Raw genomic sequence first — 23,887 nt, 5'->3', positions numbered from 1 at the left:
CGAAGGCGGCCAGGGCGCGCGGTGCGGGGACCTCCCCGCGCAGGCCGTGGTCGCGGAGCGGGCCGACGGTCCAGCCGCGGGCGGCGCACAGGTCGAGTACCCGGGGGACGGCGTCGACGGTGGCGCGCCAGGACTCGGGTGCGGCGGTGTCGCTGGCGGTGTCGTGCAGCAGGACCGTGCCGCCGCCGCGCAGGTCGCGGCCGACGAGGTCGGCGACGGACTCGCCGGTGGCGGTGGCGGTCCAGTCGCGTCCCCACGCCGACCACAGCACCGTACGCATGCCGAGGCGGCGCACGGCGACCGCGGCGCCGGTGCTGAGTACGCCGAAGGGCGGGCGGAACCAGCGCGGTGCGACGCCGGCCGCGTTGGCGACGAGTGCCTTGGCGTACGCGAGGTCGCGGTGGGTACGGCCCGGCGGGTACTTGAGGAGCAGCCGGTGCCGCAGCCCGTGCACGGCGAGTTCGTGGCCGGCGGCGGCGATCTCGGCGGCGAGGCCCGGGTTGGCGGCGACGTTCGCGCCGACGAGGAAGAAGGTGGCGCGGACCCCGGCGCGGGCCAGTACGTCGAGGATGACGGGGGTGGAGGTCGGGTCCGGTCCGTCGTCGAACGTCAGTGCCACGTGGTCGGGCCGGCCGACGCCGGCCAGGCCGGGCATCAGCAGCCGGCGGGGCAGCGCCCAGGCCGCCACGGCGGGCGCGGCGTGGGTCGCGGCGGCGGCGAGGGCGGCGGCCCCGAGTACCGCGGTGCGGGTGGTCAGCATGTCGTCCTCCCGGCGTCCCGGTGCTGTCCGGTTTCCGTTGGTACACAAGGGATGTGGGCGTTCACGCGATCTCCAGTACCGGGGAGTGGATGTTGCGGCCGACGGCGACGAGGCCGGTGTCGACGGACGCGTCGTCGGCGGGGAACTCGACCAGCAGGACCTGGCCGGGGCTGACGGCGATGCTGGTGCCGGCGTGCGCGACCCGGTTCGGTACGAGGATGCGCTCGTGCACCCAGGCTGCGCTGGCCAGGTCGATCGGGTCGATCTCCCCGTTGGACACCAGCGCCGCCGGCGGCTGGCCGGTGAGTTCGCGGACGCGCCGGGCGGTGTCGCCGATCGCGTACCGCCGGGCCACCAGGCCGGTCTCGTACGGGCGGCCGGAGCCGGCGTTGAGCAGCCGTACTCCGGCGCGGGCGGCGGCGCGCACCGTCTCGGGCTGGCGTACGACGAGGTCGTGGGTGACGGCGAGGCCGGCGTGCATCTCGGCGAGGTCGGCGAGGACGTCCGCGCCGGCGGGCCGGTCCGTGGGCAGGTCGACGACCAGGTAGACGCCGGTGGCGTCGGGGCGCAGGGACTGGAACCCGTGCGCGACGGCGACGGTGGTGCCGCCGGTGGCGAGCCACGCGCCGGCGACCACGAGCGCGCCGGTCACGGCCAGCCGGCGGACCCGCCTGCGCGCCACCGGTACGTGCACCGGAAGGCCGGTCGCGGCGGCGATCACCGCGGCCGGGTCGGGCGCGCCCTGCTCGGTACGCGGGGGCACGGGTGCGCGCAGCGCGTCGGCGAGCTCGGCCTCGGACCGTGCCCAGCGGGCGAGGCCGGCGGTCTGGAACGCGGCCGCGTTGGCCCGCGCGTGGCCGGGCAGCGACCGGTACACGACGACGGGGACGCCCAGCTCGGTGGCCTCGACCGCGGTGACGCCGCCGCCGTTGGTGACGACGGTGTCGCAGGCGCGGATCAGGGTGGCCATGTCGTCGACCCAGCCGAGCGCGATGCCGGTACCGGTCGCGGTGATCGCGGCGCGCAGCTCCTCGTTGTTCGCGCAGAGTACGACGGGGGTGGCCGCGCCGGTGGCGGCGATGTCGGCGGCGGTGCGCGCCACGTCCCCGACGGCCCACGCCCCGCCGGCGACGAGGGCGAGCCGGCCGGTCGCCGGCAGGCCGAACTGGCGGCGCGCGTCGCCCGGATCGGCGCCCGCGCCGGTGAACTCGGGCCGTACCGCGGGGCCGACGAGCCGCACGTCGGTGGCGCCGAGGGTGACGGCCCGTTCGATGGTGACGCGGTGCGGCGTCAGGTACGTGTCGCAGCCGGCGGCTATCCACAGTGGATGGACGGAGATGTCCGTGAGGTACGTGAGGACCGGGATGTCGAGGTTGCGCCGGCGCATCCGGCCGAGCAGCGGGTTCGCCCCCAGGTACGTCGACACGACGGCGACGGAACCGCGGACCGCGCGGCGCATCGCGCGCCCGGCGGCCAGCATCGTGAACACCCCGATCAGCCACACCAGCGGGCGCGTACCGAGCAGCCAGTTCACGAAGCCCCAGCTGCGCGGCGCGACGGCCAGCTCCAGTGCGTACAGCCGGCGCACGAACCAGCCGAACCGCAACGGGAACATGCCCAGGTAGTCGTGCACGTCGACCTGGTAGCCGGTGGCGCGGAGACGGCGGGCGAGTTCGGCCGCGCAGGCGTCGTGTCCGCCGCCGAGGCTCGCCGAGACGATCGACACCCGGGGGCGCGGTGCGGCGCCGTCGCAGGCTGCGGGCGGCGTACTCCGGCGTCTCCGTCCCGGGCGGAGCTTCGTCGTGCCGCCCCGGTTCTCGGGACGTCGGGAACCGGCGACGGTGGCGGCGCTGGGCATCGTGAACTACTCCATCCGAGGTGACTGGGGGATCACCGGCGCCGCAGGAGTCGCGGTGCCGGGTGGCTCTCAAGACTTTCTCAGCGAGCCACCCGCCGGGACCATGCTGGCTTCCCCTGAAATCCTGGTAGGGCTACCCCCAACGGACCCTGAGAGGCGGGTAAACCGTTGGTTTACCCAACGGTGTCCGGCCCGCTCGGGCACCGGCCGCCGGACCGCACCGGGTCGGGGTCATCCCGGGGTATCGCCCGGATGCCCGGGAGTACCGGGGCGGTGAGGGTGGAGGGGTGACGTGCACCGGAAGTGCGCCGTGCGCCTGCTGACGCACTGGGTCCTGGGGCTCCCGCCGTACCTGATGTGCCTCGTACCGGGGCTGGTCGTGCTGGCCGAACCGGCGCTGGTCGTCGGCGTCGTACTGCCGAGCGTCGGGTCGATGCTGCTGCTCGGCTTCCTCGCGCATCTCGGCGCGGTGCCGCTGTGGGTGGCCGTCGCGACCGGAGTGGTCGGTGCCGGGATCGGCGACACGGCGGCGTTCCTGCTGGGGCGGCGGTGGGCGAGCCGCCGGGACCGGCTGCGCCGTACGGTGGGCGGGCGCCGCTGGGACCGCGCCGAGACGTTCGTCCTCCGGTACGGCGGGCTCGCCGTGATCGCCGCCCGCTACCTGACCGGTCTCCGTACGGTGGTGCCACGGATCGGTGGGCTGTCCGGCATGAGCTACCGCCGGTTCCTGGCGCACAGCGCGCCGGCGGCGGCGAGTTGGGGTGCCACGTTCGTCCTCGCCGGATACCTGGCGGGCGCGTCGTACCGGAAGGTGGCGGACGCGGTCGGCACCGGCGGTCTGGTGGCGCTCGGGGTACTGGCCGCGGCGGTCGTCGTGGCGCTGGTGGTGGTCCGCTGGCGCCGCCGGTACCGGTCCGCGGTGCCCGGTCCGGATGCGGGCATCGACGGAGGTTGAGCCGATCGGGCCGTTCCGGTCGGATCGGGTCCTCGCACACGGTAGCGTCCCGTTCACGGGGCGGGTGTCACCTTCACCGGCGTCGCCCGCCGCACCTCGGGGGAAGGGGCGGACATGACGACGACCGCACGCCGGATGGCGCGCGAGGCGATCGGGCCGTGGTGGCTGTTCATCGTGACCGGTGTGCTGTGGATCCTGCTGTCGCTCGCCATCCTGCAGTTCAACGTGGCGAGCGTCGCCGCGATCTCGATCCTGTTCGGCACGGTGGCGCTGGTCGCCGCGCTGAACGAGTTCATGATCGCGGCGATGACCCGGTCCTGGCGCTGGGCGCACGTGGCGCTCGGCGTGCTGTTCGTGGCCGGTGCCGTGGCGGCGTTCGCCTGGCCCGGGCCGACGTTCGTGACACTGGCCCGGGTAGTCGGCTGGTTCCTGCTGTTCAAGGGCATCTTCGACGTCGTACTGTCGCTCGCGGTCCGGGTGGACCTGTGGTGGCTGCGGCTGATCACCGGTGCGCTGGAGATCGGGCTGGCGTTCTGGGCCGTCGGGTACACGGGGCGCTCGGCGGTGCTGCTCGTCCTGTGGGTCGGCTTCGGTGCCATGATGCGCGGAATCACCGAGATCATCCTGGCGTTCTCCGTACGGTCGGCCGCGGACCGGGTCGGTGACGCCGCGGAGGCGATGGTGGACGCCGGGGAACGGTCCACGTGGCCGGGCAACGAGCCGGGCGCGCGTGGCGCCACGCCCGACCGCCCGCACGTACCGATGGGGCACAGTGCGGCGGACCAGCCGCGTCCCGCGCACCCGACCGAGAGCTGATTCGCTTACCGGGCAACCGATCCCGCCGTTCGCGTGCGGTACGCCCGGAGTCGTCCCTATGGTCGGTACGACGGGGGGATGACGATGAGCGAGCTCGTGGCGATCGGGTATCCCGACGTGCGTACCGCACGGACGGCGCGGGACCGGATCCTGCAGTTGCAGCGCGCGGAACTGGTCACGGTACGGGACGCGGCGATCGTCGAGGCCCGTACCGACGGCCGGGTGACGCTGCACCAGATGCGCAGTACGACGGGGCTGGGTGCGGTCGGCGGGGCGCTCTGGGGCGGGCTGATCGGGCTGCTGTTCCTGGCGCCGCTGCTGGGCATGGCGGTGGGCGCGGCCGGCGGCGCGGTCGCCGGCCGGTTCACCGACGTGGGCGTGGACGACGGGTTCATGAAGGACGTGGGCGAGTTCCTGCGGCCCGGCACCGCCGCGCTGTTCCTGCTGGTCGAGCACGTGGCGGTGGACCGGGTGGCCGACGAACTGGCCGCCGACGGGCTGGCCGGGCACATCCTGCGGACGTCCCTGAGCGCGGAGGCCGAGCAGCAGCTGCGCAACACCGTGGCGGCGGCGCGGGCCTCGGCGCACTGACTGCATGGGCGCCACGCTGCTCGCCGTCCTGCCGTACGCGGTGGGGCTGCTCGTCTCCCCGCTGCCCGCGGTGGCCGTCGCGGTCCTGCTGATGGGCGCGGACGGCCGGCTGCGCGCCGGACTGTTCGTCCTCTTCTGGTGGCTGGCCGGTGCCGTGGTGTGCCTGCTGCTCACCCTCGCCCTCCGGTACTCCTCGCCCGGCGCGCGGCTGCCCGACGGCGCCACGACCTGGCTGACGGTGGCGCTCGGCGCGGCGCTGGTCGCCGTCGCCCTCCTGTACGGCTGGGGCATGGCAAGCCGGCGCCGGGACCGCGGCTGGCAGCCGCCCGGCTGGCTGTACCCGGTCGGCACGCTGCCGGTGCGCCGGGTCGGCCCGTTCGCCGCCGGCCTGCTGCTGCGCGACCCGCTCAACCTCGTACTGCTCGTGGCGGCGGCGGTGGTGCTCGCCGGCACCGGCACCGACCGGCGTACCGACCTGCTCGCGGTGGCGCTGCTGGCGCTGGGCGGCACCCTCGGCGTGGCGGTACCGCTGGTGGTGGCGCTCGGCTGGGGCTGGTCGGCGACGGTCCGCATGCACCACCTGCGGGGCACGGTGATCTGGCCGGCACCGGCCGTACGGTTCTGGCTCTCCGTCGGGTACGCGGCGCTCCTGTTGACCTGATTCGGAGCGTTTCGCTGCGCACGGACCGTGATCCCACGATCCTGTTAGGCAGGAGGTGGCGGACGTGACCTGGTATGGCTCGGCCCAGCCGCAACGGCCGGAGGACCGCACGACGAAGATGCCCGCGTACGGACCGGAACAGCCGGGCGAGTACGTCCCGGCGTCCGGGCCGCCCGGCGCGTACGCCCCAGGTGGCACCCCCCGTACCGACCGGCCGCGGGTCAACGGCAGCCGGCTGTGGACCGGTGGTGCGGTCGCCGCCGTCATCGCCGCGGGCGTGGCGGTCGTGGCGTTCCTGATCGTGCGGGGGCTGCTGAACCTGCCGATGCTCGGCGTGAAGCCCGGCGGCGCCGTCTTCCAGGGCACCGCCATCGGGTACGCGCTGGCCGCGGCCGTCGCCGCGATCCTCGCCACCGGCGTCATGCACCTGCTGCTCATCGGTACGCCCCGGCCCTTCTTCTACTTCGGCTGGATCGGCGGGCTGTGCACGGCGATCGTGACGCTCGCGCCGCTGCTCACCACCCAGAGCTGGGAGGCGAAGGGCGCCACCGCCGTCGCGAACCTCGTCATCGGAATCGCCATCACGGCGCTGGTGTCGGGCACCGCGCGGACCGCGATCGAACGCCCGGGCCAGCGTCCGGTCGCGTGACCCCACCGCCGCCGGAGCCGCACCGCGGCCTGCGCGGTTGGCCGTGGCGGTACGCGACGATCACCGCGGTCGTACTGCTGACCATCGGTGTCGCCGCGCTCGTGGTCCAGGCCCGCGCCGTACTGGTGCTGATCTTCCTCAGCTTCCTCCTGGCGGCCGGACTGGACCCGCTCGTACGGTGGGTGCAGCGGCTCGTACGCCGGCGTGGCTTCGCCGTACTCGTCGTCTGCGTCGGCCTCACCGCGGCCGTCGTCGGGATGGCCGTCGTCGCCCTGATCCCCGCCGTACGGCAGTTCGGCCAGTTCGTCGACTCGCTGCCCGCGATCGTCGAACGGTTCGCGCACGACGTCGGCGACCGCTCCACCGCGCTCGGCCGGTACCTGTCCGACCCGCGGATCCAGTCCGCCGTCCAGAACGGCCTCGGCAAGCTCCCCGAACTCCTCACGTCCGGCGTCGGCGCCCTCTTCGGGTTGCTGAGCAAGCTGTTCGGCCTCGTGTTCAGCGTGCTCACCATCGCCGCCCTCACCGTGTACTTCATGCTCGCCCTGCCGCGCATCGTCGCCAACATCGGCACCCTGCTCGGATCCGCCGAGAAGGCCGCCGTACTCGACGAGGCGCTCGGCAAGGTCGGCGGGTACATCACCGGGCAGCTCGTCATCTGCCTCGCCGCCGGCGGCAGCGCGTACGTCTTCTTCCTCATCGTCGGCGTCCCGTACCCGGCGCTCATCGCCCTCGGCGTCGCCGTACTCGACCTCGTACCCCAGGTCGGCGCCACGCTCGGCGCCATCCTCGGCGCGCTCATGGCACTGTCCGTCTCCCTCGGCGTCGCCCTCGGCACCGTCGCGTTCTTCGTTGCGTACCAACAGGTCGAGAACTACCTGCTCGCGCCGCGCATCCTCGCGCAGGCCACCGCGCTGTCCCCGCTGTCCGCGTTCATCGCCGCGCTCATCGGCGGGGCGGCCGGCGGGCTCGTGGGCGCCGTCGCCGCGCTGCCCGTCGCCGCCGCCCTGCAGGTCGTCATCCGGTACGCCTTCCGCGACCGCTTCGCCCGCGCCGGCCCCGCACCGGACTCCCCGCCCGACCGGAACTCCGCCCGTGGCAACGACTCCGGCTCCGTTCCTGGCGACGACTCGGACCGGAACTCCGCCCGTGGCAACAATTCGGGCTCCGTTCCTGGCGACGACTCGGGCCCTGGCTCCGGCTCCGGCGGCGATGACGGCGATGGTGCGGCCGACCGGTGAGCCGATTCTTTTCTTGTACGCCAGCGTGGGTGCCGGGGGCGCTTCCCGTGCTGCGGGACTCCAGTGGTACGGGATGGCGCGCGTTGCCGTGCCGTGTCACCCCGGTGTTCGCCGCCCCGGGCCGGGGCCTGGGGGTGCGAGAGAGGACTCCGTCCTCTCTCGCGCTCTCTCCTGCCAAAGGGGGGCAACCCCCCTTTGGAAACCCCCCGAAGTAGGCGGGGTGCCTCCCAGCCACGGTCACCTGTTCCCCGCGAGACGCTGTTCACCAGTCCTGACACCCCGGGAAAACAGCGCCACCACGACACCTCGTCGCCCGCGTGCTGCTCGTTCACGAGTGCTGATACCCGGGGAAACCACACCAGCCACGCACTGCGCCACCCACCTGACGCTCGTTCGCGGGTGCTGATGCCCCGGGGAGACCGCACCGCTCCCGGGGTCAGGGGGTGGGGGTGAGGGTGGCTACCAGGGCGCTGTGGCGGAGGTGGGTGGTGGCGGGGGCGTCGGCGTCGAGGGTGAGGCGAGGTTCGGTGCGGGAGCGGGAGACGAGGTGGTAGCGGTAGGGGCTGAGTTGGGCGAGGAGGGTGTCCTCGGCGTCGGCGATCGCGGTGCGCTGGCGGGAGATCTGCGCGGCGGTCAGGCCGGATTCGGGCTGCCAGGCGATGTCGAGGACGACGGTGACGCGGACGGTGCCGTGTGCCCGGGCGCGGGCGACGAGGGGATCGGTGGCGCTGGGCGTGGCGTACCGGGGGGTCGGGTCGGTGGTGGGGTCGGTGGTGCTGCCGCACGCGGTGAGCGCGCAGACGGTTGCGGCGGCGACGGTCGTGGCCAGTGTCCGCACTGTGTCCCCCGTGGTGGTGTGGGTGTCGGAAACCGACAGGGTACGTGCGGATCCGGGCACAGCGCCGCGAACGGACCAGGATCCGACAAAGTACGCGGGGTCAGGTGGTGGTGGCGTCGAGGAAGGTGCGGCCGAGGCCGGCGCGGGCGTGGGTGGCGGGGTGCGTGGCGCCGAGGTTGCCGGCGTCGCCCTGGCCGTACGCGAACAGCGCGTACGTGAGGGCCGGGCGGCCGGCGGGGTCGAACACGATGCCGGCCTCGTGCCGGCCGTCGGCGTACCAGCCGGCCTTGGTGGCGACGCGGTGCCGTTCGTCGGACGACATGGTGCGCCGGATCCCGTCGGTGTAGGCGATCGGCGAGCGCAGCACACCCAGCAGGTACGCGGTGCTGGCGGGGGAGAGCAGGGTGCCGGCCGCGAGCGCCCACAGCAGGTCGTGGGTCTGCCGCGCGGTGGTGGTGCCGAGGTGGAACCGGTGCGGGTCGGCGGCGGGTTCGACCCGCGTGTCGGGGAAGCCCTTCGCGGCGAGCACGTCGTTGATCTCGGCGGCGGGCGTGACGAGCCCGCACAGCCGTACGGCGGTGTCGTCGGACACGGTGAGCAGGGTGGCGAGCGCGTGCCCGACGGTGACGCGGCTGGGGTAGGCGCCGTCGAGGCCGAACACCCCGTCGCCGCCCGGTACGACGAGGTCGGCGGTGACCTCGACGGTGCGGTCCAGGGCGAGCCGGCCGCGGTCCACCGTGTCCAGTACGGCGACCGCGACCGCCACCTTGTTCACGCTGTACGCCTGCACCGTGGCGGTCGCGTCGTCGTCGACCGCGACGGTCGGCGCGCCGTCCGGCCCGGTGACGGAGACGTACGCGTGCCAGGTGCCGCCCGCGGTCCGGGACCGCCGCCGGTACGCCGCGCGCACGGTGGCGCGCGCGTTCGTTCGTACCGGCACGGCTGCCTCCCCGGATCGCCCGTCGCCCCACCGTACGGCGACGGTGTGGTCAGCCGAGCGAGGGGAGCTCATCGACGCTGGCGAGCACGTGGTCCACCATCCCGTACTCCCGGGCCTCGTCGGCGGTGAACCAGCGGTCCCGGTCGGCGTCGGCGGCGATCCGCTCCACCGGCTGGCCGGTGTGCCGGGCGATGACCTCCTGGTTCTGCCGCTTCATGTACAGCATGTTCTCCGCCTGGATCGCCACGTCCGCGGCCGTGCCGCCGACGCCGCCGGAGATCTGGTGCATGAGGATCCGCGCGTGCGGCAACGCGTACCGCTTGCCGGGGGCACCGGCGCACAGCAGCGTCTGCGCCATCGACCCCGCCAGCCCCACCGCGTACGTCGCGACGTCGGCGGGGACGAGCTGCATCGTGTCGTACACGGCCATGCCGGCGGTGACGGAGCCGCCCGGCGAGTTGATGTACAGCTGGATGTCGCGGGTGGGGTCCTCCGCGGACAGCAGCAGGATCTGCGCGCAGATCGCGTTCGCGTTGGCCTGCTCGACCTCCGCGCCGAGGAAGATGATGCGCTCGGACAGCAGCCGTCGGAACACCGCGTCCCCGACGCCGCTGCCGTTCTCGTCCGCCATGGCGTGACCTGCCCTCGTCTCGGCGACCGGGCGCCGGACGGCACCCACCGCGACGCTACGGGTGGCCGCGGCGGGCGCGGAAGTACCGTTCGCTGTCAGCGATTCCGCTGTCAGCGCAACGGATCCGGGGCTCAGCCGGTACGGCCGCGGCGGAGCCGCCCGACGACCGCGGCGACGAGCACGCCGACCGCGAACGCCGCCACGTACGGCAGGGCGCGTTGCAGCGTCTCGCGCGCCCCGGTCACCTCGAACAGGTCGATCGGCGCCGCCTCCTCCGGTACGGCCGCGTGTTCGGGCGCCGTCGCCGGAACGTCGGCCACCGGCGCCGTACCGCTCGCGACCGGTGCCGTCGCCGGTTCCGGCGCGGACGGCCGGAGCTGGTCGGCCAGGCAGGCGGCGAACTGGTCCAGCAGCCGCGCGCTCACGTCGCCGAGCATGCCCCGCCCGAACTGCGCCGGCCGCCCGGTCACCGCCAGGTCGGTGTGCACGTCGACCCGGGTACCGTCGCCCTCGGGTGCGAGGGTCGCGGTGATGGTGGCGCTGGCCGTACCGGGGCCGCGGGTCTCCCGGCCCGACGCCTCGATGACGGCCCGGTGCGCCGCGTCGTCCCGCTCCGCGATCCGCCCGGTTCCCTTGTACGTCAAGGAGATCGGACCGAGCTTGACCTTGACCGTACCGGTGAAGGAGTCGCCGTCGGAGTCGGTCAGCGTGGCGCCCGGCAGGCACGGCGCGATCGCCGGTACGTCCAGCAGCCTGGCCCACGCCTCGTCGACCGGCGCCGGCACGGTGAACGTGTTCGTCAGTTCCATGGTCACGCCCCGACCGCGACGGTCAGCGCCCTGCGGGTCAGCACCCGGGACAGGTGGGCGCGGTAGTCGGCGGCGCCGTTGACGTCGCTCGGCGGTTCCGCGCCCTCGTCCGCGTGCCCGGCCGCCGCCGTCACCGCGCCCGCGTCCCCGGCGGTACCGGTGAGCGCCCGCTCGACCGCCGTCGCGCGCACCGGCCGCCGGCCCATGTTCGTCAACGCCACCCGGGTGTCGGTCACCCCGCCGTCGACCCGGCGTACCAGGGCGGCGACGCCGACGATCGACCACGCCTGCGCCATCCGGTTGAACTTCTCGTACCGGTGGCCCCAGCCGGCGGTGTCCGGCACCCGTACCTCGACGAGGATCTCGTCCGGTGCCAGCGCCGTCGTCAGGTAGTCGACGAAGAAGTCGGCGGCGGGGATCTCGCGCCGGCCGTTCGGCCCGACCGCGACCATCGTGGCGTCCAGCGCGCACGCCACCGCGGGCAGGTCGCCGGCCGGGTCGGCGTGCGACAGCGACCCGCCGAACGTGCCGAGGTGGCGTACCTGGCGGTCGCCGACGGTCGCGGTGGCCGCGGCGATCAGCGGCGCGTGCTCGGCGACCCGCGCGTCGTGCAGGATCTCGTCGTGCGTGGTCATCGCGCCGATGACGAGGTCGTCGCCGGCCACCCGGACGCCGTGCAGCGACTCCACGTCGCGCAGGTCGACCAGCGTGGTCGGGGCGGCGAGCCGGAGCCGGAGCACCGGCAGCAGGCTCTGACCGCCGGCGAGGACCTTCGCGTCCGGGTCCGCCGCCAGCGCCGCCACCGCTTCCTCCACAGTGGACGGACGCGAGTACTCGAAGCCGACCGGGATCATGACGTACCTCCCTGCGCCTCGTGGATCGCGCGCCAGACGCGTTCCGGCGTGCACGGCATCGGCACGTCGGTCACCCCGTACGGGCGGAGCGCGTCGACGACCGCGTTGACCACCGCCGGCGTGGACGCGATCGTACCGGCCTCGCCGACTCCCTTGACCCCCAACGGATTCGTCGTCGACGGCGTCTCCGTACGGTCGGTCGTGAACGACGGCAGGTCCGCCGCGCTCGGCGGCGTGTAGTCGACCATCGTGCCGGTCGTCAGGTTGCCGTCCTCGTCGTACACGGCGATCTCGTGCAGCGCCTGCGCGATGCCCTGCGCCAGCCCGCCGTGCACCTGGCCCTCCACGATCAGCGGGTTGACCACCTTCCCGACGTCGTCGACCGCCACGTACCGGCGGATCGTGACGCGGCCGGTCTCGGTGTCCACGTCGACCGCGCACAGGTGCGTGCCGTGCGGGAAGGAGAAGTCGTCGGGCTCCAGGACGAAGTCCGCCGACAGCGTCGGCTCGAACCCCTCCGGTATCGAGTGCGCGGCGAACGCGGCGAACGCCACCTCCTGGATCGTCTTCGTGGCGCCCGGCGTACCGCGGACGGCGAAGCTGCCGCCGTCGAAGTCCAGGTCGTCCTCGGACACCTCCAGCAGGTGCGCGGCGAGCGTCTTCGCCTTGTCCCGCACCCGTTGCGCGGCCCGCCACACCGCGACGCCGCCCACCGCCAGCGACCGCGACCCGTACGTGTCGAGGCCGGCGGGCGCGGCGGCCGTGTCCCCGTGCACCACCTCGACGTCGTCGAACGGTACGCCGAGGGTGTCGGCCACGATCTGGCTGAACGTGGTCACGTGGCCCTGCCCGTGCGGGCTGGTACCGACGACGGCCTCGACCTTCCCGGTCGGCAGCAGCCGTACCGACGCGGCCTCCCAGCCGCCGCCGGCGTACCCGCGGTCGCCGAGCCAGCGGGACGGCGCCAGCCCGCACATCTCCGTGTACGTCGACACGCCGATGCCGAGCTGTACCGGGTCGTGCGCCTCCCGGCGGCGGGCCTGCTCCGCGCGCAGGCCGGCGTAGTCGAACAGCTCGGTGGCGCGGGCCGTGGCCGCCTCGTAGTTGCCCGAGTCGTACGTCAGGCCGGCGATCTGGTCGTACGGGAACTCCTCGTGCCGGATCCAGTTGCGGCGCCGGATCTCCAGCGGGTCGACGTGCAGTTCGGCGGCCAGCTCGTCGAGCAGCCGCTCGATCGCGAACGTCGCCTCCGGCCGCCCCGCCCCCCGGTACGCGTCGGTCGGCGTCTTGTCGGTGAACACGCCGACGCAGCCGAACTCGTACGCGTCCATCTTGTAGATGCCGGGGAACATGGCCCGGCCCAGCAACGGGATCGCCGGCGTCAGCAGCTGCAGGTACGCGCCCATGTCGGCGAGCAGGTTGACCCGCAGCCCGCGGATCCGTCCGTCGGCGTCGCAGGCCAGGTCGAGGTCCTGGATCTGGTCCCGGCCGTGGATCGTCGCCTGGAACGCCTCGCTGCGCGTCTCCGTCCACTTCACCGGCCGGCCCAGCTTCCGCGCCAGCGTGAACGTCAGCAGCTCCTCGGCGTAGATGTCGAGCTTGGAGCCGAACCCGCCGCCCACGTCCGGTGCGATCACCCGGATCCGGGACTCCGACACCCCCGTCAACAGCGCCAGGAACAGCCGGACGAAGTGCGGGATCTGCGTCGACGACCACACCGTGTACTCGCCGGCCGCCGGTACCGGCGCCACCACCACCGACCGCGGCTCCATCGCGCACGGCACCAGCCGCTGCTGCACGTACCGGCGGGTGATGTGGAGCGGGGCGTCCGCGAACGCGCCCGCCACGTCGCCGAACGTGTCGGAGTACCGGAAGCAGACGTTGGTGCCGGCGTCGGAGTGCACCAGCGGCGAGTCGTCGGCCATCGCGCGTTCCATGTCGAGTACGACCGGCAGCGGCTCGTAGTCCACCTCGATCGCGTCGAGCGCGTCGACCGCGTGCGCCCGGGTGTCCGCGACGACCACCGCGACCGCGTCGCCCGCGTACCGGACCTCGTCGGTGGCGAGCGGCTTGTGTTCCGGCGCCACCCAGTCCGGCGTGACCTGCCAGGCGGACGGCAGCCCGGCCAGCTCGTCGGCCAGGTCCGCCCCGCTGTACGCGGCGACCACGCCCGGCTCGTTGCGTGCCGCGGACACGTCCACCCGGATCCGGGCGTGCGCCATCGGGCTGCGCAGCAGCGCGGCGTGCACCGTACCCGCGAGCTGGATGTTGTCGGTCCACGTGGTCTGGCCGGTGATGAGGTGCGCGTCCTCCTTGCGGCGCCGGGCCGTACCGACCTCGCGGGTGCCGGTGTCCTGGGTGGCGGTCACGACGCACCCCGCAGTTCCGCCGCGGCGTCACGTACCGCGGCCACGATGTTCTGGTACCCGGTGCACCGGCAGAGGTTGCCCTCCAGGCCCTCGCGTACCTCCTGCTCGGTGGGGTCGGGCGTCTCGCGCAGCAGGTCGACCGCGGCCATGATCATGCCGGGGGTGCAGTACCCGCACTGGAGCGCGTGCCGCTCGTGGAACGCCCGCTGCACGGGGTGCAGCGCGCCGTTCGACAGGCCCTGCACGGTGGTCACCTCGCGGCCGTCGGCCTGTACCGCCAGCAGCGCGCAGCTCTTCACCGCCCGGCCGTCGACCAGTACCGTGCAGGCGCCGCAGTTGCTGGTGTCGCACCCGACCGGCGTGCCCGTACGCCCGCGCGCCTCCCGCAGGTACTGCACCAGCAGGGTTCTCGGTTCGACCTCGTCGGTGGACTCCACCCCGTCGACGGTCACGCTGATCCGGGTCATCGGCCCTCCCGAGTCTCGGGTCAGCCCCGGGCGCTGTGGCGCGGGGGCCGGCCGGCCTTCGAGCCCCGGGTGGTCACGGCGGGGCTCAGTCCAGACGCTACGCACCCAGTTGATCCCTCTCCGCCCGATCGCGCAAGGTCGGCCCGAAGGGGTGTCCGCACGATCGGCCACACGGCCCGCGCCGGCCTCCGCCGGAGGTACCGGATCAGTGGTGGATGCGGCCGGCGGTGGCCGAGAGCGGGGTGCCGGTGCCGTGCCAGCGCCGGGAGACGATCTCGGCGGCGACGCTGACCGCGGTCTCCTCCGGCGTACGGGCGCCGATGTCGAGGCCGATCGGGGACGCCAGGCGGGCCAGCTCGTCGTCGGTGACGCCGACCTCGCGCAGCCGGGCCAGCCGGTCGTCGTGGGTACGCCTGGACCCCATCGCCCCCACGTACGCCAGCGGCAGGCGCAGCGCGACCGTCAGTACCGGGACGTCGAACTTGGGGTCGTGGGTCAGCACGCACACCACGGTCCGGGCGTCCAGCCGGTCGGCGTCCGCCTCGCCCGCCAGGTACCGGTGCGGCCAGTCGACGACGACCTCGTCGGCCTCCGGGAACCGGGCGCGGGTGGCGAACACGGGACGCGCGTCGCAGACCGTCACCCGGTACCCGAGGAAGCTGCCGGCACGCGCGACGGCGGCGGCGAAGTCGATCGCCCCGAACACGATCATCCGGGGCCGCGGCGCGTACGCGGCGACGAACACGGCGAGGTCGTCGCCCCGCCGCTCCCCGTCGTGCCCGTACGCCAGGGTCGCGGTACGCCCGGCGGCGAGCAGTCCGCGCGCGTCGTCGGTGACCGCGTCGTCCAGCCGCGCCGACCCCAACGTGCCGGTACGCCCGGCGGCGGGGTGGACGACGAGGCGGCGGCCGACCCGGCCCGCGGCGACCGCGGTGGCGGCACCGGCCCGGTCGACCGGCAGCGCCGCGCCGGCGCACCGGTCCGCGACGACCGTGCAGACCGCGACCGGCTGCCCGGCCGCGACCGCGTCCGTCACCTCGGCCAGCTCCGGGTACGTCGCGGTGTCGACCCGCTCGACGTACACGTCGAGGATGCCGCCGCAGGTCAGCCCGACCGCGAACGCCTCGTCGTCGGACACCCCGTACCGGCGCAGCAGCGGGGTTCCGGTGTCCCGCACCTCGCCGGCCACCTCGTACAGGTCGCCCTCGACGCAGCCGCCCGACACCGAGCCGGTCACCGTACCGTCGGCGGCGACGAGCATCGCCGCGCCCGGCTGCCGCGGCGCGCTGTGCCAGGTGGCGACGACGGTCGCCAACCCGGCCGGTTCGCTAGCGTCCCACCGTTTCCGCAGTGCGGTCAGCACCTCATCCATCGCCGATCACCCCGACCAGTTCGGTCAGCGCGGCCAGGCTGTGCCCGGCCACGAACGCGTCCACGTACGGCAGCGCCGCGACCATCCCACCCGTCAACGGCTCGTACCCGGGGCGCCCGGCGTGCGGGTTCACCCACACCACCCGGTACGCCAGGCGCGACAGCCGGGCCATCTGCCCGGCCAGCAGCGCCGGGTCGCCGCGTTCCCACCCGTCGCTGGCGAGCACGACGACGGCCTGCCGTGCGGTGCCGCGCTGCCCCCACCGGTCCAGGAACGCGCGCAGCGTCTCGCCCAGCCGGGTACCGCCGCGCCAGTCCGGGATCGCGCGCCCGGCGTGCGCGAGCGCCACGTCCGGGTCGCGGGCCCGCAGCGGCCGGGTGATGCGGGTCAGCCGGGTCCCGACCGTGAACACCTCCGTACCGCGGGGGCGCCGGCGTACGGCGGCGTGCGCGAACCGCAGCAGCGCGTCCGCGTACGGGGCCATCGAGCCGGACACGTCGACCAGCAGCACCAGCCGCCGCGGCCGTACCCGGTGGTCGCGGCGCGGCAGCCGCAGCGGTTCCCCGCCCGCGCGCAGCATCTCCCGTACGGTGCCGGCCGGGTCCATCTCGCCGCGCGGCGCCGACCGGTACCGGCGGGACCGGCGCGGCGCGGTCGCCGGGGACAGCAGGGCGATCAGCCGGCGCACCTCGGCGCGTTCGGCGTCGGTCAGCTCGCTGACATCCCGGTGCCGCAACGTTTCCGTGGCACTCGCCGACGCCCGTACGGTGACCGTCGTGGTCCCGTCGCCCTCGCCGCCCGCCCCGTCGTCACCGAACCCCACCGACGGTCGCCGCGGTACTCCGGTGCGCGCCGGCGCCGGCCGCGGTGCCCGGTCCCCGAAGTACGCGGTGAACGCGGAGTCGTAGCGGGGCAGGTCGTCGGGCTCGGCGCACAGCGTGAGGCGGCCCGCCCAGTACAGGGCGCGGGGGTCGGTGGGGCCGAGCGCGTCGGCGGCCGCGAGCATCGCCTGCACCCGCTGCGCCTCCGCCGGCAGTCCCGCCGCCCGTGCCGACCGCGCGAACCCCACCAGCACCGCCGTACCGTCGGCGGTCACGGCGCGTCCCCGGCGGCGTCGAGCACCGCGGCGGCGCGTACCCGCTCGGTGTCCTCCCGGTACTTGAGGACGGCGCCGAGGGTGGCGTCGGCCAGCGCCGGGGCCAGGTCGGTGGCGCCGAGGGCGACGAGCGCGGCGGCCCAGTCGATCGCCTCCGCCACGCCCGGCGGTTTCAGCAGGTCCAGGGCGCGCATCCGGGCGGTCGCGGCGGCCACCTGCCCGGCCAGCCGGGCGCTGACCGCGGGCAACCGGGACCGCACGATGGCGATCTCCTGTTCGGTGTCCGGATGGTCCAGCCAGTGGTACAGGCAGCGGCGCTTGAGCGCGTCGTGCACCTCGCGGGTGCGGTTCGAGGTGAGCACGGTGACCGGCGGGTACTCGGCGGCGATCCGGCCCAGTTCAGGCACGGTGACCGCGGCGTCGGACAACATCTCCAGCAGGTACGCCTCGAACTCGTCGTCGGCCCGGTCCACCTCGTCCACCAGCAGTACGCACGGGCTGGTGGTCAGCGCGGCGAGCAGCGGCCGGGCGATCAGGAACCGCCGGTCGTACAGCTCGGCCTCCAGTGTGGCCGGGTCGGCGTCCCGGCCGGCCGCCTGGACGGCGCGCAGGTGCAGCAGCTGCCGCGGGAAGTCCCAGTCGTACAGGGCCTGCGCGGCGGACAGGCCCTCGTAGCACTGGAGCCGGATCGGGGTCGCCCCGGTCGCCTCGGCCAGCGCCGTCGCGAACGACGTCTTGCCGACCCCGGCGTCACCCTCCAGGAACACCGGCCGGCCCAACCGGATCGCCAGGTATCCGGCCGTGGCGAGCCCGTCGTCGGCCAGGTATCCGGTGCGCGCCAGCGCCGCCGCGAGCGCGGCGGGCGACTCCGGCACCGGGAACGCCGACCCCATCGCCCCACTATGCGCGCCGCCGCGCTCCACCGCCCACCGAACACTCGCGTACCGCCGGGCACGTCTGCGGACGAACCGGTCGCCGCCCAGCCCAGCCGCCGCCCGGCCCAGTCGCCGCCCAGCCCCGGGTTGCCGCTCAGCCTTGCGGACCGCCCGGCCCGGAGGACCGCCCAGCCCGGAGAATCGCCCAGCCCCGAGCGTCGCCCAGATCCACGGCGCCGCCTAGCCCTCGGGTACGTCGAGGTCGGTGTCGTCGGCGAGGTCGGTGCAGTCGACCTCGGTGACCGGATGCCGCGCCAGGTACGGCCGGGCGCCGGTGTCGCCGACCGCGAGTTCGGCGATCCCGGCCCAGTGTCCGCGACCGAGCAGTACGGGGTGGCCGCGGTGGTCGGCGTAGCGCGCCATCGCCAGCGCGTCGACCGAGGCGTACCCGTGCAGCCGGGTGACGGCCTCGGCGGTGACGCCGGGCGTGTCGACGAGCAGGACGACGGCGGCGACCGCGGTACCGGGCAGGGCGGCGAGCCCGGCGCGCAGCGAGGAGCCCATGCCGGTCGGCCAGTCCGGGTTGACGACGGGGCGGGCGGCGCCCAGCTCGGCGCGGGTGAGTACGTCGTCGGCGGCGGCACCGAGGACCACGGTGACCGGGTCGCAGCCGCCGGCGGTCAGCGTCCGGACGGCGCGCTCCACCAGCAGCGCGCCATCCAGCGGTACCAGCGCCTTGGGCATCCCGTACCGCCGGCCGGCCCCGGCCGCGAGCACCAGCCCGGCCACCGTGCCGGTCGCCGGACCGTCCACTGTGGACACTCAGGCCAGGCAGGACAGGGCGCTGCGCAGCGCCGGCGGCAGCGGGTGGTCGGCGGGCAGCCGGTCCACCGTCGCCTCCACGAACTCCGCCGGCGACAGCTGCGCCGACACCCCGTCCGCCTCGACGTGCCACCGGCCGTCCGACTCGGTCACCCGTACCGGCCGGTCCTGCTCGGACAGCGCGTACGCGCCGAACACCGCGCGCCACGCCGTACGGTCCGGCTCCTCCGCCGGCGGCGGCCGGTACCCGACGTCGTCGGCGTGCGTCGCGAACTCCGCCGCGTAGTGCAGCGTCTGCAACCCCACCGGGTACGGCCCGGCCATGGTCGGCAGCGTCGCGTCCCGGCCGCGCGCCCGCATCCCGGCCCGGGTACGCGCGTCCGCGGTGCGCCACTCGGCGAGGACGTCCTCGACGGGCAGCCCGCGCCGCTCGTCGACGCACCACTGGTTGAAGCCGTCCAGATCGGTCAGCCCGGCCTCCTCCATCCGGCGCATGAGCCCGGCGACGTCGTCGTCCAGGCAGGCGTGGTTGTACATCTCCTCGCCGGCCAGGTGCGCCAGAACGTCCCGTACCGACCAGCCCGTGCACCGGCTCGGCCGGTCCCAGTCCGGGCCGGACAGCCGGGCGAAGTACCCGTCGAGCCGGGACGCCTCCGTGTCGAACAGTGCGAACGGGTCGAGGTCGGACACCGTGCCCGCCATCGTTCCCACCTCCCGTGGTCGGCGGCCCCCAGCCGCAAGCTACCCCGGCGTCACCGGGTCCGCAGCAACGCGGCGATCCTCGGCAACCGAGTGTCGGCGCGCAGCTCGGCCACCGACAGCGGCAGCGGGATCCGCCAGTTCGGGTACCCGGTGGTCGTGCCCGGCAGGTTCGGTGCCCGGGTCTCGCCGAGGACGTCGGTGAGCGCGGCCAGCCGGATCCGGCACGGCGTACGGGCCAGCAGCGCATGCAACGCCACGATCGCCTCGGACGTCTCGCCGCCGACCGACAGCAGCCGTTCGGCCCGCAGTACGGTGAGCAGCTCGTCGCGTTCCGCCTCGGTACGGGCGGCCTCGTCGGGGGACACCAGCCCGAGCCGGGCGCGTACCCGGGTGGCGTCGCCGGTGAGGAAACCCGCCGCGGTGGGCAGGTCGTGCGTACTGATGCTGGCGACCGCGTCGCGCGGCCACGCGGTGGTCGGCAGCAGCGAGCCGGCGTCGTCCCGGGCGAACCACAGCACCTCGCAGCCGAGCATGTGCCGCTGTCGCAGCGCCTCCGTCACCTCGGGTTCGACGGTGCCGAGGTCCTCGCCGACCACCGCCACCCGGTACCGGTGGGCGGCCAGCGTCAGCGCGCCGAGCAGCACGTCCGCGTCGTACCGGACGTACGTACCGTCGGTGGCGGGGGCGCCCGGCGGGATCCACCACAACCGGAACAGCCCGGCCACGTGGTCCACCCGCAGCCCGCCGCCCAGCGCGCACGCCGCCGCCAACGTCTCCCGGTACGCCGCGTACCCGGTGGCGTCGAGCCGGTCCGGCCGCCACGGCGGCAACCCCCAGTCCTGCCCCGCGGTACTGAACGCGTCCGGCGGCGCGCCCACCGACACCGCGCCCGCCAGCACGTCCTGGTACGCCCACGCGTCGGCGCCGCCGGCCGCGACCCCGACCGGCAGGTCGGACAGCAGCCCGACGGGCATCGGCGCGGCGGCCTCGCGTACCGCGGCGAGCTGGTCGGCGCAGCGGTGCTGGAGCCAGGCGTGGAAGCCGACCCGGTCGGGCCCGGCCGCGGCGGTGGCGGCCGGTCCGGGCCGGCGCAGCGGTGCCGGCCAGCGGCGGTGGTCCGCGCCGTGCCGGTCGGCCAGCGCGCAGAACGTCGCGTACCCGGCCAGCGCCGGTTCGGGTACCGGCCCGCGCGGCGCGAGCGGCCACAGCAGTTCCAGCGCGGCCCGCTTCGCCGCCCACACCGCGTCGTAGTCGATCAGCTCGCCGGTGTCCGGCCGCAGCGCGTCCACCTTCGCCCGGGTCGCCTCGTCCGCCCGCCGGTACTCCGGGGTCTCGGTGACGCGCAGGTACAGCGGGTTCGCGAAGCGGCGGCTGGTCGGGGAGTACGGCGAGGCGGGCACGGGTGGCACCAGGTCCGGGGCGCACAGCGGGTTGCACAGCAGCGCCCCCGCGCCCAGCTCCGCCCCGTACGCGACGACCTCGCGCAGGTCGGCGTAGTCGCCCATGCCCCACGATCCGGCCGAGTGCAGCGCGTACGCCTGCACCGCGAGGCCCCAGACGTCCGGTACCGGCGGCAACGCGTCGGGCGTCACGAGCACGGTGGTCTCGCCGCCCCGGTGCGCCAGCGTGTACCAGCCCGGCGGGGTCGTCGCGGGCAGCGCGCCGGTCACCCGCCGTTCGCCGCCGTCCTCCGCCCGCAGCGTCCCGTCCGGCACCGGGTACTCCTCGCCCGCGGGCACCGCGACCGTACGGCGGCGCCGGGCGCGTACCTCGGCGAGGGACCGGCGTACCGCGGCAGGGGTGCCGGCGTCGAGGTCGAGCTGGCCGAGTACCGCCACGACGACGTCCGGCGACACGTCGACCCGCCGCCCCGCCCCGTCCCGGTACGCGGTGGCGACCCCGGCCGCGTCGGCCAGTTCGGCGAGCGCGTCGTCCATGTACGGAAGTGTCGCAGCGGCACCGGGTACAGGTTGGCGGAACGGCTCCGGTGCCGCGGTCCGGTGACTACCGTCGGACACGACGCCTACTCCGGAGGGGCACATCGTGTCGACGAACAGCTACCTCGGGCCGGGCGATCTCGGCCCGGATCCCCTGAACGAGCTTCTCGCCCGGTTTCTCGGCGGCGCGTCGCTGCGCCAGCCGGCCCGGCGGGTCGACATCGGCCGGTTGATGAGCGGCGAGGCCCGGGAGATGGTCGCCGCCGCGGCACGGCAGGCCGGCGAGTGGGGCGACCGGGAACTGGACACGTACCACCTGCTGTGGGCGGCGACGAAGCAGGAACACACCCGGCAGATGCTGGCGAAGGCGGGCGCCGACCCGGACGGGCTGGCGGACCGGATCGCCGCCGCGGTCGACACCGGCGAGCCGCAGGAGGGTCCGGCGAGGCTGACCCCGGCCGCGAAGCGGGCGTTCCTCGACTCGCACCAGATCGCGCGGGGGATGGGCGCCACGTACATCGGGCCGGAGCACGTACTGCTGGCGCTGGACGCCAACCCGGAGTCGGAGGCCGGGCGGCTGCTGCGGTCGCTGCGGCTCGGCCCCGCCGAACTCGCCGCGGGCGCGCAGGGCGGCGGCGGTACACCGGCCGAACCGGCACGGGAGAGCAACACACCGACGCTGGACCAGTTCGGGCGGGACCTGACGGCGGACGCCCGGGACGGCCGCGTCGACCCCGTCGTGGGTCGTACCAGCGAGATCGAGCAGACGGTCGAGGTGCTGTCCCGCCGTACCAAGAACAATCCGGTCCTGATCGGCGAGGCCGGCGTCGGCAAGACCGCGATCGTCGAGGGCCTGGCGCAGCGGATCGTCGACGGCGACGTACCGAAGGTGCTCGCCGGCCGCCGCGTACTCCAGCTCGACCTGTCCGGTCTCGTCGCCGGCACCCGGTACCGGGGCGACTTCGAGGAACGGCTCAAGAAGGTCATCGACGAGATCCGGGCGCACGGCGACGAGCTCATCGTGTTCATCGACGAGCTGCACACCATGGTCGGCGCCGGCGGGGGCGGCGAGGGCGGCGGCATGGACGCGGGCAACATGCTCAAGCCCGCCCTGGCCCGCGGCGAACTGCACGTCGTCGGCGCCACCACGCTCGACGAGTACCGGCGGTACATCGAGAAGGACGCGGCGCTGGCCCGGCGCTTCCAGCCGGTGCTCGTACCGGAGCCGAGCGTGGACGACACGATCGGGATCCTGCGCGGCCTGCGCGACCGGTACGAGGCGCACCACCAGGTGCGGTACACCGACGAGAGCCTCGTCGCCGCCGCCGAGCTGTCCGACCGGTACCTGACGGAGCGGTTCCTGCCGGACAAGGCGATCGACCTGATGGACCAGGCCGGCGCCCGGGTACGGCTGCGCGCGCTCGCGCCCGACGACACCGCCCGCGAGCTGTCCGACCGGATCGAGGAGCTGCGCCGGGACAAGGACCAGGCCGTCGCGGGCGAGGAGTACGAGCGGGCCAGCGCGCTGCGCGACGAGATCTCCACGCTGGAACGGCGGCTCGACGAGACACCGGGCGGCGGCGCGGACGTACCGGAGGTGACGGTCGCCGACATCGCCGAGGTGGTGTCCCGCGCGACCGGCGTACCGGTGGCGGAGCTGACCCAGGAGGAACGGGACCGGCTGCTCAAGCTGGAGGACCGGCTGCACGAGCGCGTCGTCGGGCAGGACGACGCGGTGAGCGCCGTCGCCGAGGCCGTACGCCGGTCGCGGTCCGGGCTGTCCGACGAGAACCGCCCGGTCGGCAGCTTCCTGTTCCTCGGCCCCACCGGTGTCGGCAAGACCGAACTGGCGCGGGCCCTCGCCGAGGCGCTGTTCGGCGACGAGGACCGGATGATCCGCCTCGACATGAGCGAGTACTCGGAGCGGCACACGGTGTCCCGCCTCGTCGGCGCCCCGCCCGGGTACGTCGGGTACGAGGAGGCCGGCCAGCTCACCGAACCCGTCCGCCGCCACCCGTACTCGGTGGTCCTGGTGGACGAGCTGGAGAAGGCGCACCCGGACGTCATCAAGACCCTGCTCCAGGTGCTCGACGACGGGCGGCTCACCGACGGGCAGGGCCGTACCGTCGACTTCACCAACACCGTACTGATCATGACGAGCAACCTCGGCTCGGACCTGATCTCCGGGCAGGGCGCGTCGCTCGGCTTCAGTACCGGTGGGCGGGACGGCGACGGTGCCGGCGACGTCGACCCGGAGTTGCGGGACCGGCTGATGCGGCGGCTGCGCGAGGCGTTCCCGCCCGAGTTCCTGAACCGGATCGACGAGATCATCGTGTTCCGCGCGCTCGGCCGCGACCAGTTGCGCCGCATCACGGACATGCTGCTCGCGCGCACCGCCCGCCGGGTACACGGGCAGGACGTCGAGCTGACGGTCACGCCGGCCGCCGTCGACTGGCTCACCGACAAGGGGTACGACCCGCAGTTCGGTGCGCGGCCGCTGCGCCGCACCATCCAGCGCGAGGTGGAGAACCGGCTGTCCTCGATGCTGCTCTCCGGCGAACTGTCCGAGGGGCAGCGCGCCGTGGTCGACGCGGCCGACGGGCACCTGACGTTCCGCGCCGAGAGTCCGGCCGGTGTCTGAGTT

The 23,887-nt window shown here is 74.6% G+C and carries 22 protein-coding genes; 7 read left to right on the top strand and 15 right to left on the bottom strand.

Going from position 1 to position 23,887, the window contains the following annotated elements; genetic code table 11:
- Window positions 1-760 (bottom strand): polysaccharide deacetylase family protein (locus Aru02nite_RS35605; protein ID WP_203664951.1); only part of this gene is annotated, 760 nt, incomplete at its 3' end.
- Between the two features lie 61 nt (window positions 761-821).
- The gene (locus Aru02nite_RS35600; RefSeq protein ID WP_203664950.1) at window positions 822-2,486 is read right to left on the bottom strand and encodes a glycosyltransferase family protein; all 1,665 of its coding nucleotides are present in this window, start codon (window positions 2,484-2,486) and stop codon (window positions 822-824) included.
- Between the two features lie 442 nt (window positions 2,487-2,928).
- Between Aru02nite_RS35600 and Aru02nite_RS35595 the strand changes: the two genes are divergently transcribed.
- From Aru02nite_RS35595 to Aru02nite_RS35570, 6 genes are all read left to right on the top strand, one after another.
- Window positions 2,929-3,573 carry a DedA family protein gene (locus tag Aru02nite_RS35595; RefSeq protein WP_203664949.1) on the top strand — a complete coding sequence of 215 codons (645 nt, stop codon included), beginning with the start codon at window positions 2,929-2,931 and terminating at the stop codon, window positions 3,571-3,573.
- Window positions 3,574-3,687: 114 nt separating this feature from the next.
- Window positions 3,688-4,389 carry an HdeD family acid-resistance protein gene (locus Aru02nite_RS35590; protein ID WP_203664948.1) on the top strand — a complete coding sequence of 234 codons (702 nt, stop codon included), beginning with the start codon at window positions 3,688-3,690 and terminating at the stop codon, window positions 4,387-4,389.
- 78 nt (window positions 4,390-4,467) lie between these two features.
- A complete protein-coding gene (locus Aru02nite_RS35585) occupies window positions 4,468-4,980 on the top strand; it encodes a DUF1269 domain-containing protein (protein ID WP_203664947.1) in 513 nt (170 codons plus the stop codon).
- Between the two features lie 4 nt (window positions 4,981-4,984).
- Window positions 4,985-5,641, top strand: coding sequence for a GAP family protein (locus Aru02nite_RS35580; RefSeq protein ID WP_203664946.1), 657 nt, complete (start codon window positions 4,985-4,987; stop codon window positions 5,639-5,641).
- 64 nt (window positions 5,642-5,705) lie between these two features.
- Complete coding sequence (locus tag Aru02nite_RS35575) at window positions 5,706-6,290, top strand: DUF6069 family protein (protein WP_203664945.1); 585 nt, start codon at window positions 5,706-5,708, stop codon at window positions 6,288-6,290.
- Window positions 6,287-7,531: an AI-2E family transporter gene (locus Aru02nite_RS35570; RefSeq protein ID WP_203664944.1), complete on the top strand. Its 1,245-nt coding sequence runs from the start codon at window positions 6,287-6,289 to the stop codon at window positions 7,529-7,531. The genes Aru02nite_RS35575 and Aru02nite_RS35570 overlap by 4 nt, the downstream gene beginning before the upstream one ends.
- Before the next feature lie 436 nt (window positions 7,532-7,967).
- Here the strand turns inward: Aru02nite_RS35570 and Aru02nite_RS35565 are convergent, their stop codons facing one another.
- The 13 genes from Aru02nite_RS35565 to malQ all read right to left on the bottom strand — a co-directional run bounded on the left by Aru02nite_RS35565 (window position 7,968) and on the right by malQ (window position 21,243).
- Entirely contained in the window at window positions 7,968-8,369 is a 402-nt protein-coding gene (locus Aru02nite_RS35565; RefSeq protein WP_203664943.1) for a hypothetical protein, read from the bottom strand.
- A 100-nt stretch (window positions 8,370-8,469) separates the two neighbouring features.
- Complete coding sequence (locus tag Aru02nite_RS35560; protein WP_239077166.1) at window positions 8,470-9,309, bottom strand: serine hydrolase; 840 nt, start codon at window positions 9,307-9,309, stop codon at window positions 8,470-8,472.
- A gap of 49 nt (window positions 9,310-9,358) precedes the next feature.
- On the bottom strand, window positions 9,359-9,940 hold the full coding sequence (locus Aru02nite_RS35555; RefSeq protein ID WP_203664941.1) for a ClpP family protease: 582 nt from the start codon (window positions 9,938-9,940) through the stop codon (window positions 9,359-9,361).
- 131 nt (window positions 9,941-10,071) lie between these two features.
- Window positions 10,072-10,749 carry an SRPBCC family protein gene (locus Aru02nite_RS35550; protein ID WP_239077167.1) on the bottom strand — a complete coding sequence of 226 codons (678 nt, stop codon included), beginning with the start codon at window positions 10,747-10,749 and terminating at the stop codon, window positions 10,072-10,074.
- A gap of 2 nt (window positions 10,750-10,751) precedes the next feature.
- Window positions 10,752-11,603 (bottom strand): FAD binding domain-containing protein, encoded by an 852-nt coding sequence (locus Aru02nite_RS35545; RefSeq protein ID WP_203664939.1) that lies wholly within the window; start codon window positions 11,601-11,603, stop codon window positions 10,752-10,754.
- Window positions 11,600-13,972, bottom strand: coding sequence for a xanthine dehydrogenase family protein molybdopterin-binding subunit (locus Aru02nite_RS35540; RefSeq protein ID WP_203664938.1), 2,373 nt, complete (start codon window positions 13,970-13,972; stop codon window positions 11,600-11,602). The genes Aru02nite_RS35545 and Aru02nite_RS35540 overlap by 4 nt, the downstream gene beginning before the upstream one ends.
- Entirely contained in the window at window positions 13,969-14,439 is a 471-nt protein-coding gene (locus Aru02nite_RS35535; protein ID WP_203664937.1) for a (2Fe-2S)-binding protein, read from the bottom strand. Before Aru02nite_RS35535 ends, Aru02nite_RS35540 begins: the two co-directional genes overlap by 4 nt.
- A gap of 205 nt (window positions 14,440-14,644) precedes the next feature.
- A complete protein-coding gene (locus tag Aru02nite_RS35530; protein WP_203664936.1) occupies window positions 14,645-15,811 on the bottom strand; it encodes an XdhC family protein in 1,167 nt (388 codons plus the stop codon).
- Complete coding sequence (locus Aru02nite_RS35525) at window positions 15,804-16,907, bottom strand: vWA domain-containing protein (protein ID WP_239077165.1); 1,104 nt, start codon at window positions 16,905-16,907, stop codon at window positions 15,804-15,806. The genes Aru02nite_RS35530 and Aru02nite_RS35525 overlap by 8 nt, the downstream gene beginning before the upstream one ends.
- A complete protein-coding gene (locus Aru02nite_RS35520; RefSeq protein WP_203664935.1) occupies window positions 16,904-17,800 on the bottom strand; it encodes an AAA family ATPase in 897 nt (298 codons plus the stop codon). Before Aru02nite_RS35520 ends, Aru02nite_RS35525 begins: the two co-directional genes overlap by 4 nt.
- A 222-nt stretch (window positions 17,801-18,022) precedes the next feature.
- Window positions 18,023-18,604 carry a nucleotidyltransferase family protein gene (locus tag Aru02nite_RS35515; RefSeq protein ID WP_275408792.1) on the bottom strand — a complete coding sequence of 194 codons (582 nt, stop codon included), beginning with the start codon at window positions 18,602-18,604 and terminating at the stop codon, window positions 18,023-18,025.
- The gene (locus tag Aru02nite_RS35510) at window positions 18,605-19,306 is read right to left on the bottom strand and encodes a maleylpyruvate isomerase family mycothiol-dependent enzyme (RefSeq protein ID WP_203664934.1); all 702 of its coding nucleotides are present in this window, start codon (window positions 19,304-19,306) and stop codon (window positions 18,605-18,607) included.
- 50 nt (window positions 19,307-19,356) lie between these two features.
- Window positions 19,357-21,243: a 4-alpha-glucanotransferase gene (gene malQ / locus Aru02nite_RS35505; protein WP_203664933.1), complete on the bottom strand. Its 1,887-nt coding sequence runs from the start codon at window positions 21,241-21,243 to the stop codon at window positions 19,357-19,359.
- Window positions 21,244-21,349: 106 nt separating this feature from the next.
- Between malQ and Aru02nite_RS35500 the strand changes: the two genes are divergently transcribed.
- On the top strand, window positions 21,350-23,884 hold the full coding sequence (locus Aru02nite_RS35500) for an ATP-dependent Clp protease ATP-binding subunit (protein WP_203664932.1): 2,535 nt from the start codon (window positions 21,350-21,352) through the stop codon (window positions 23,882-23,884).
- Window positions 23,885-23,887: the final 3 nt, after the last annotated feature.

It is taken from the genome of Actinocatenispora rupis, from assembly GCF_016861975.1.
Classification (GTDB): domain Bacteria; phylum Actinomycetota; class Actinomycetes; order Mycobacteriales; family Micromonosporaceae; genus Actinocatenispora; species Actinocatenispora rupis.
Note: the sequence above shows the minus strand (reverse complement) of the source record. Positions and strands in the feature narration are given on the sequence as shown.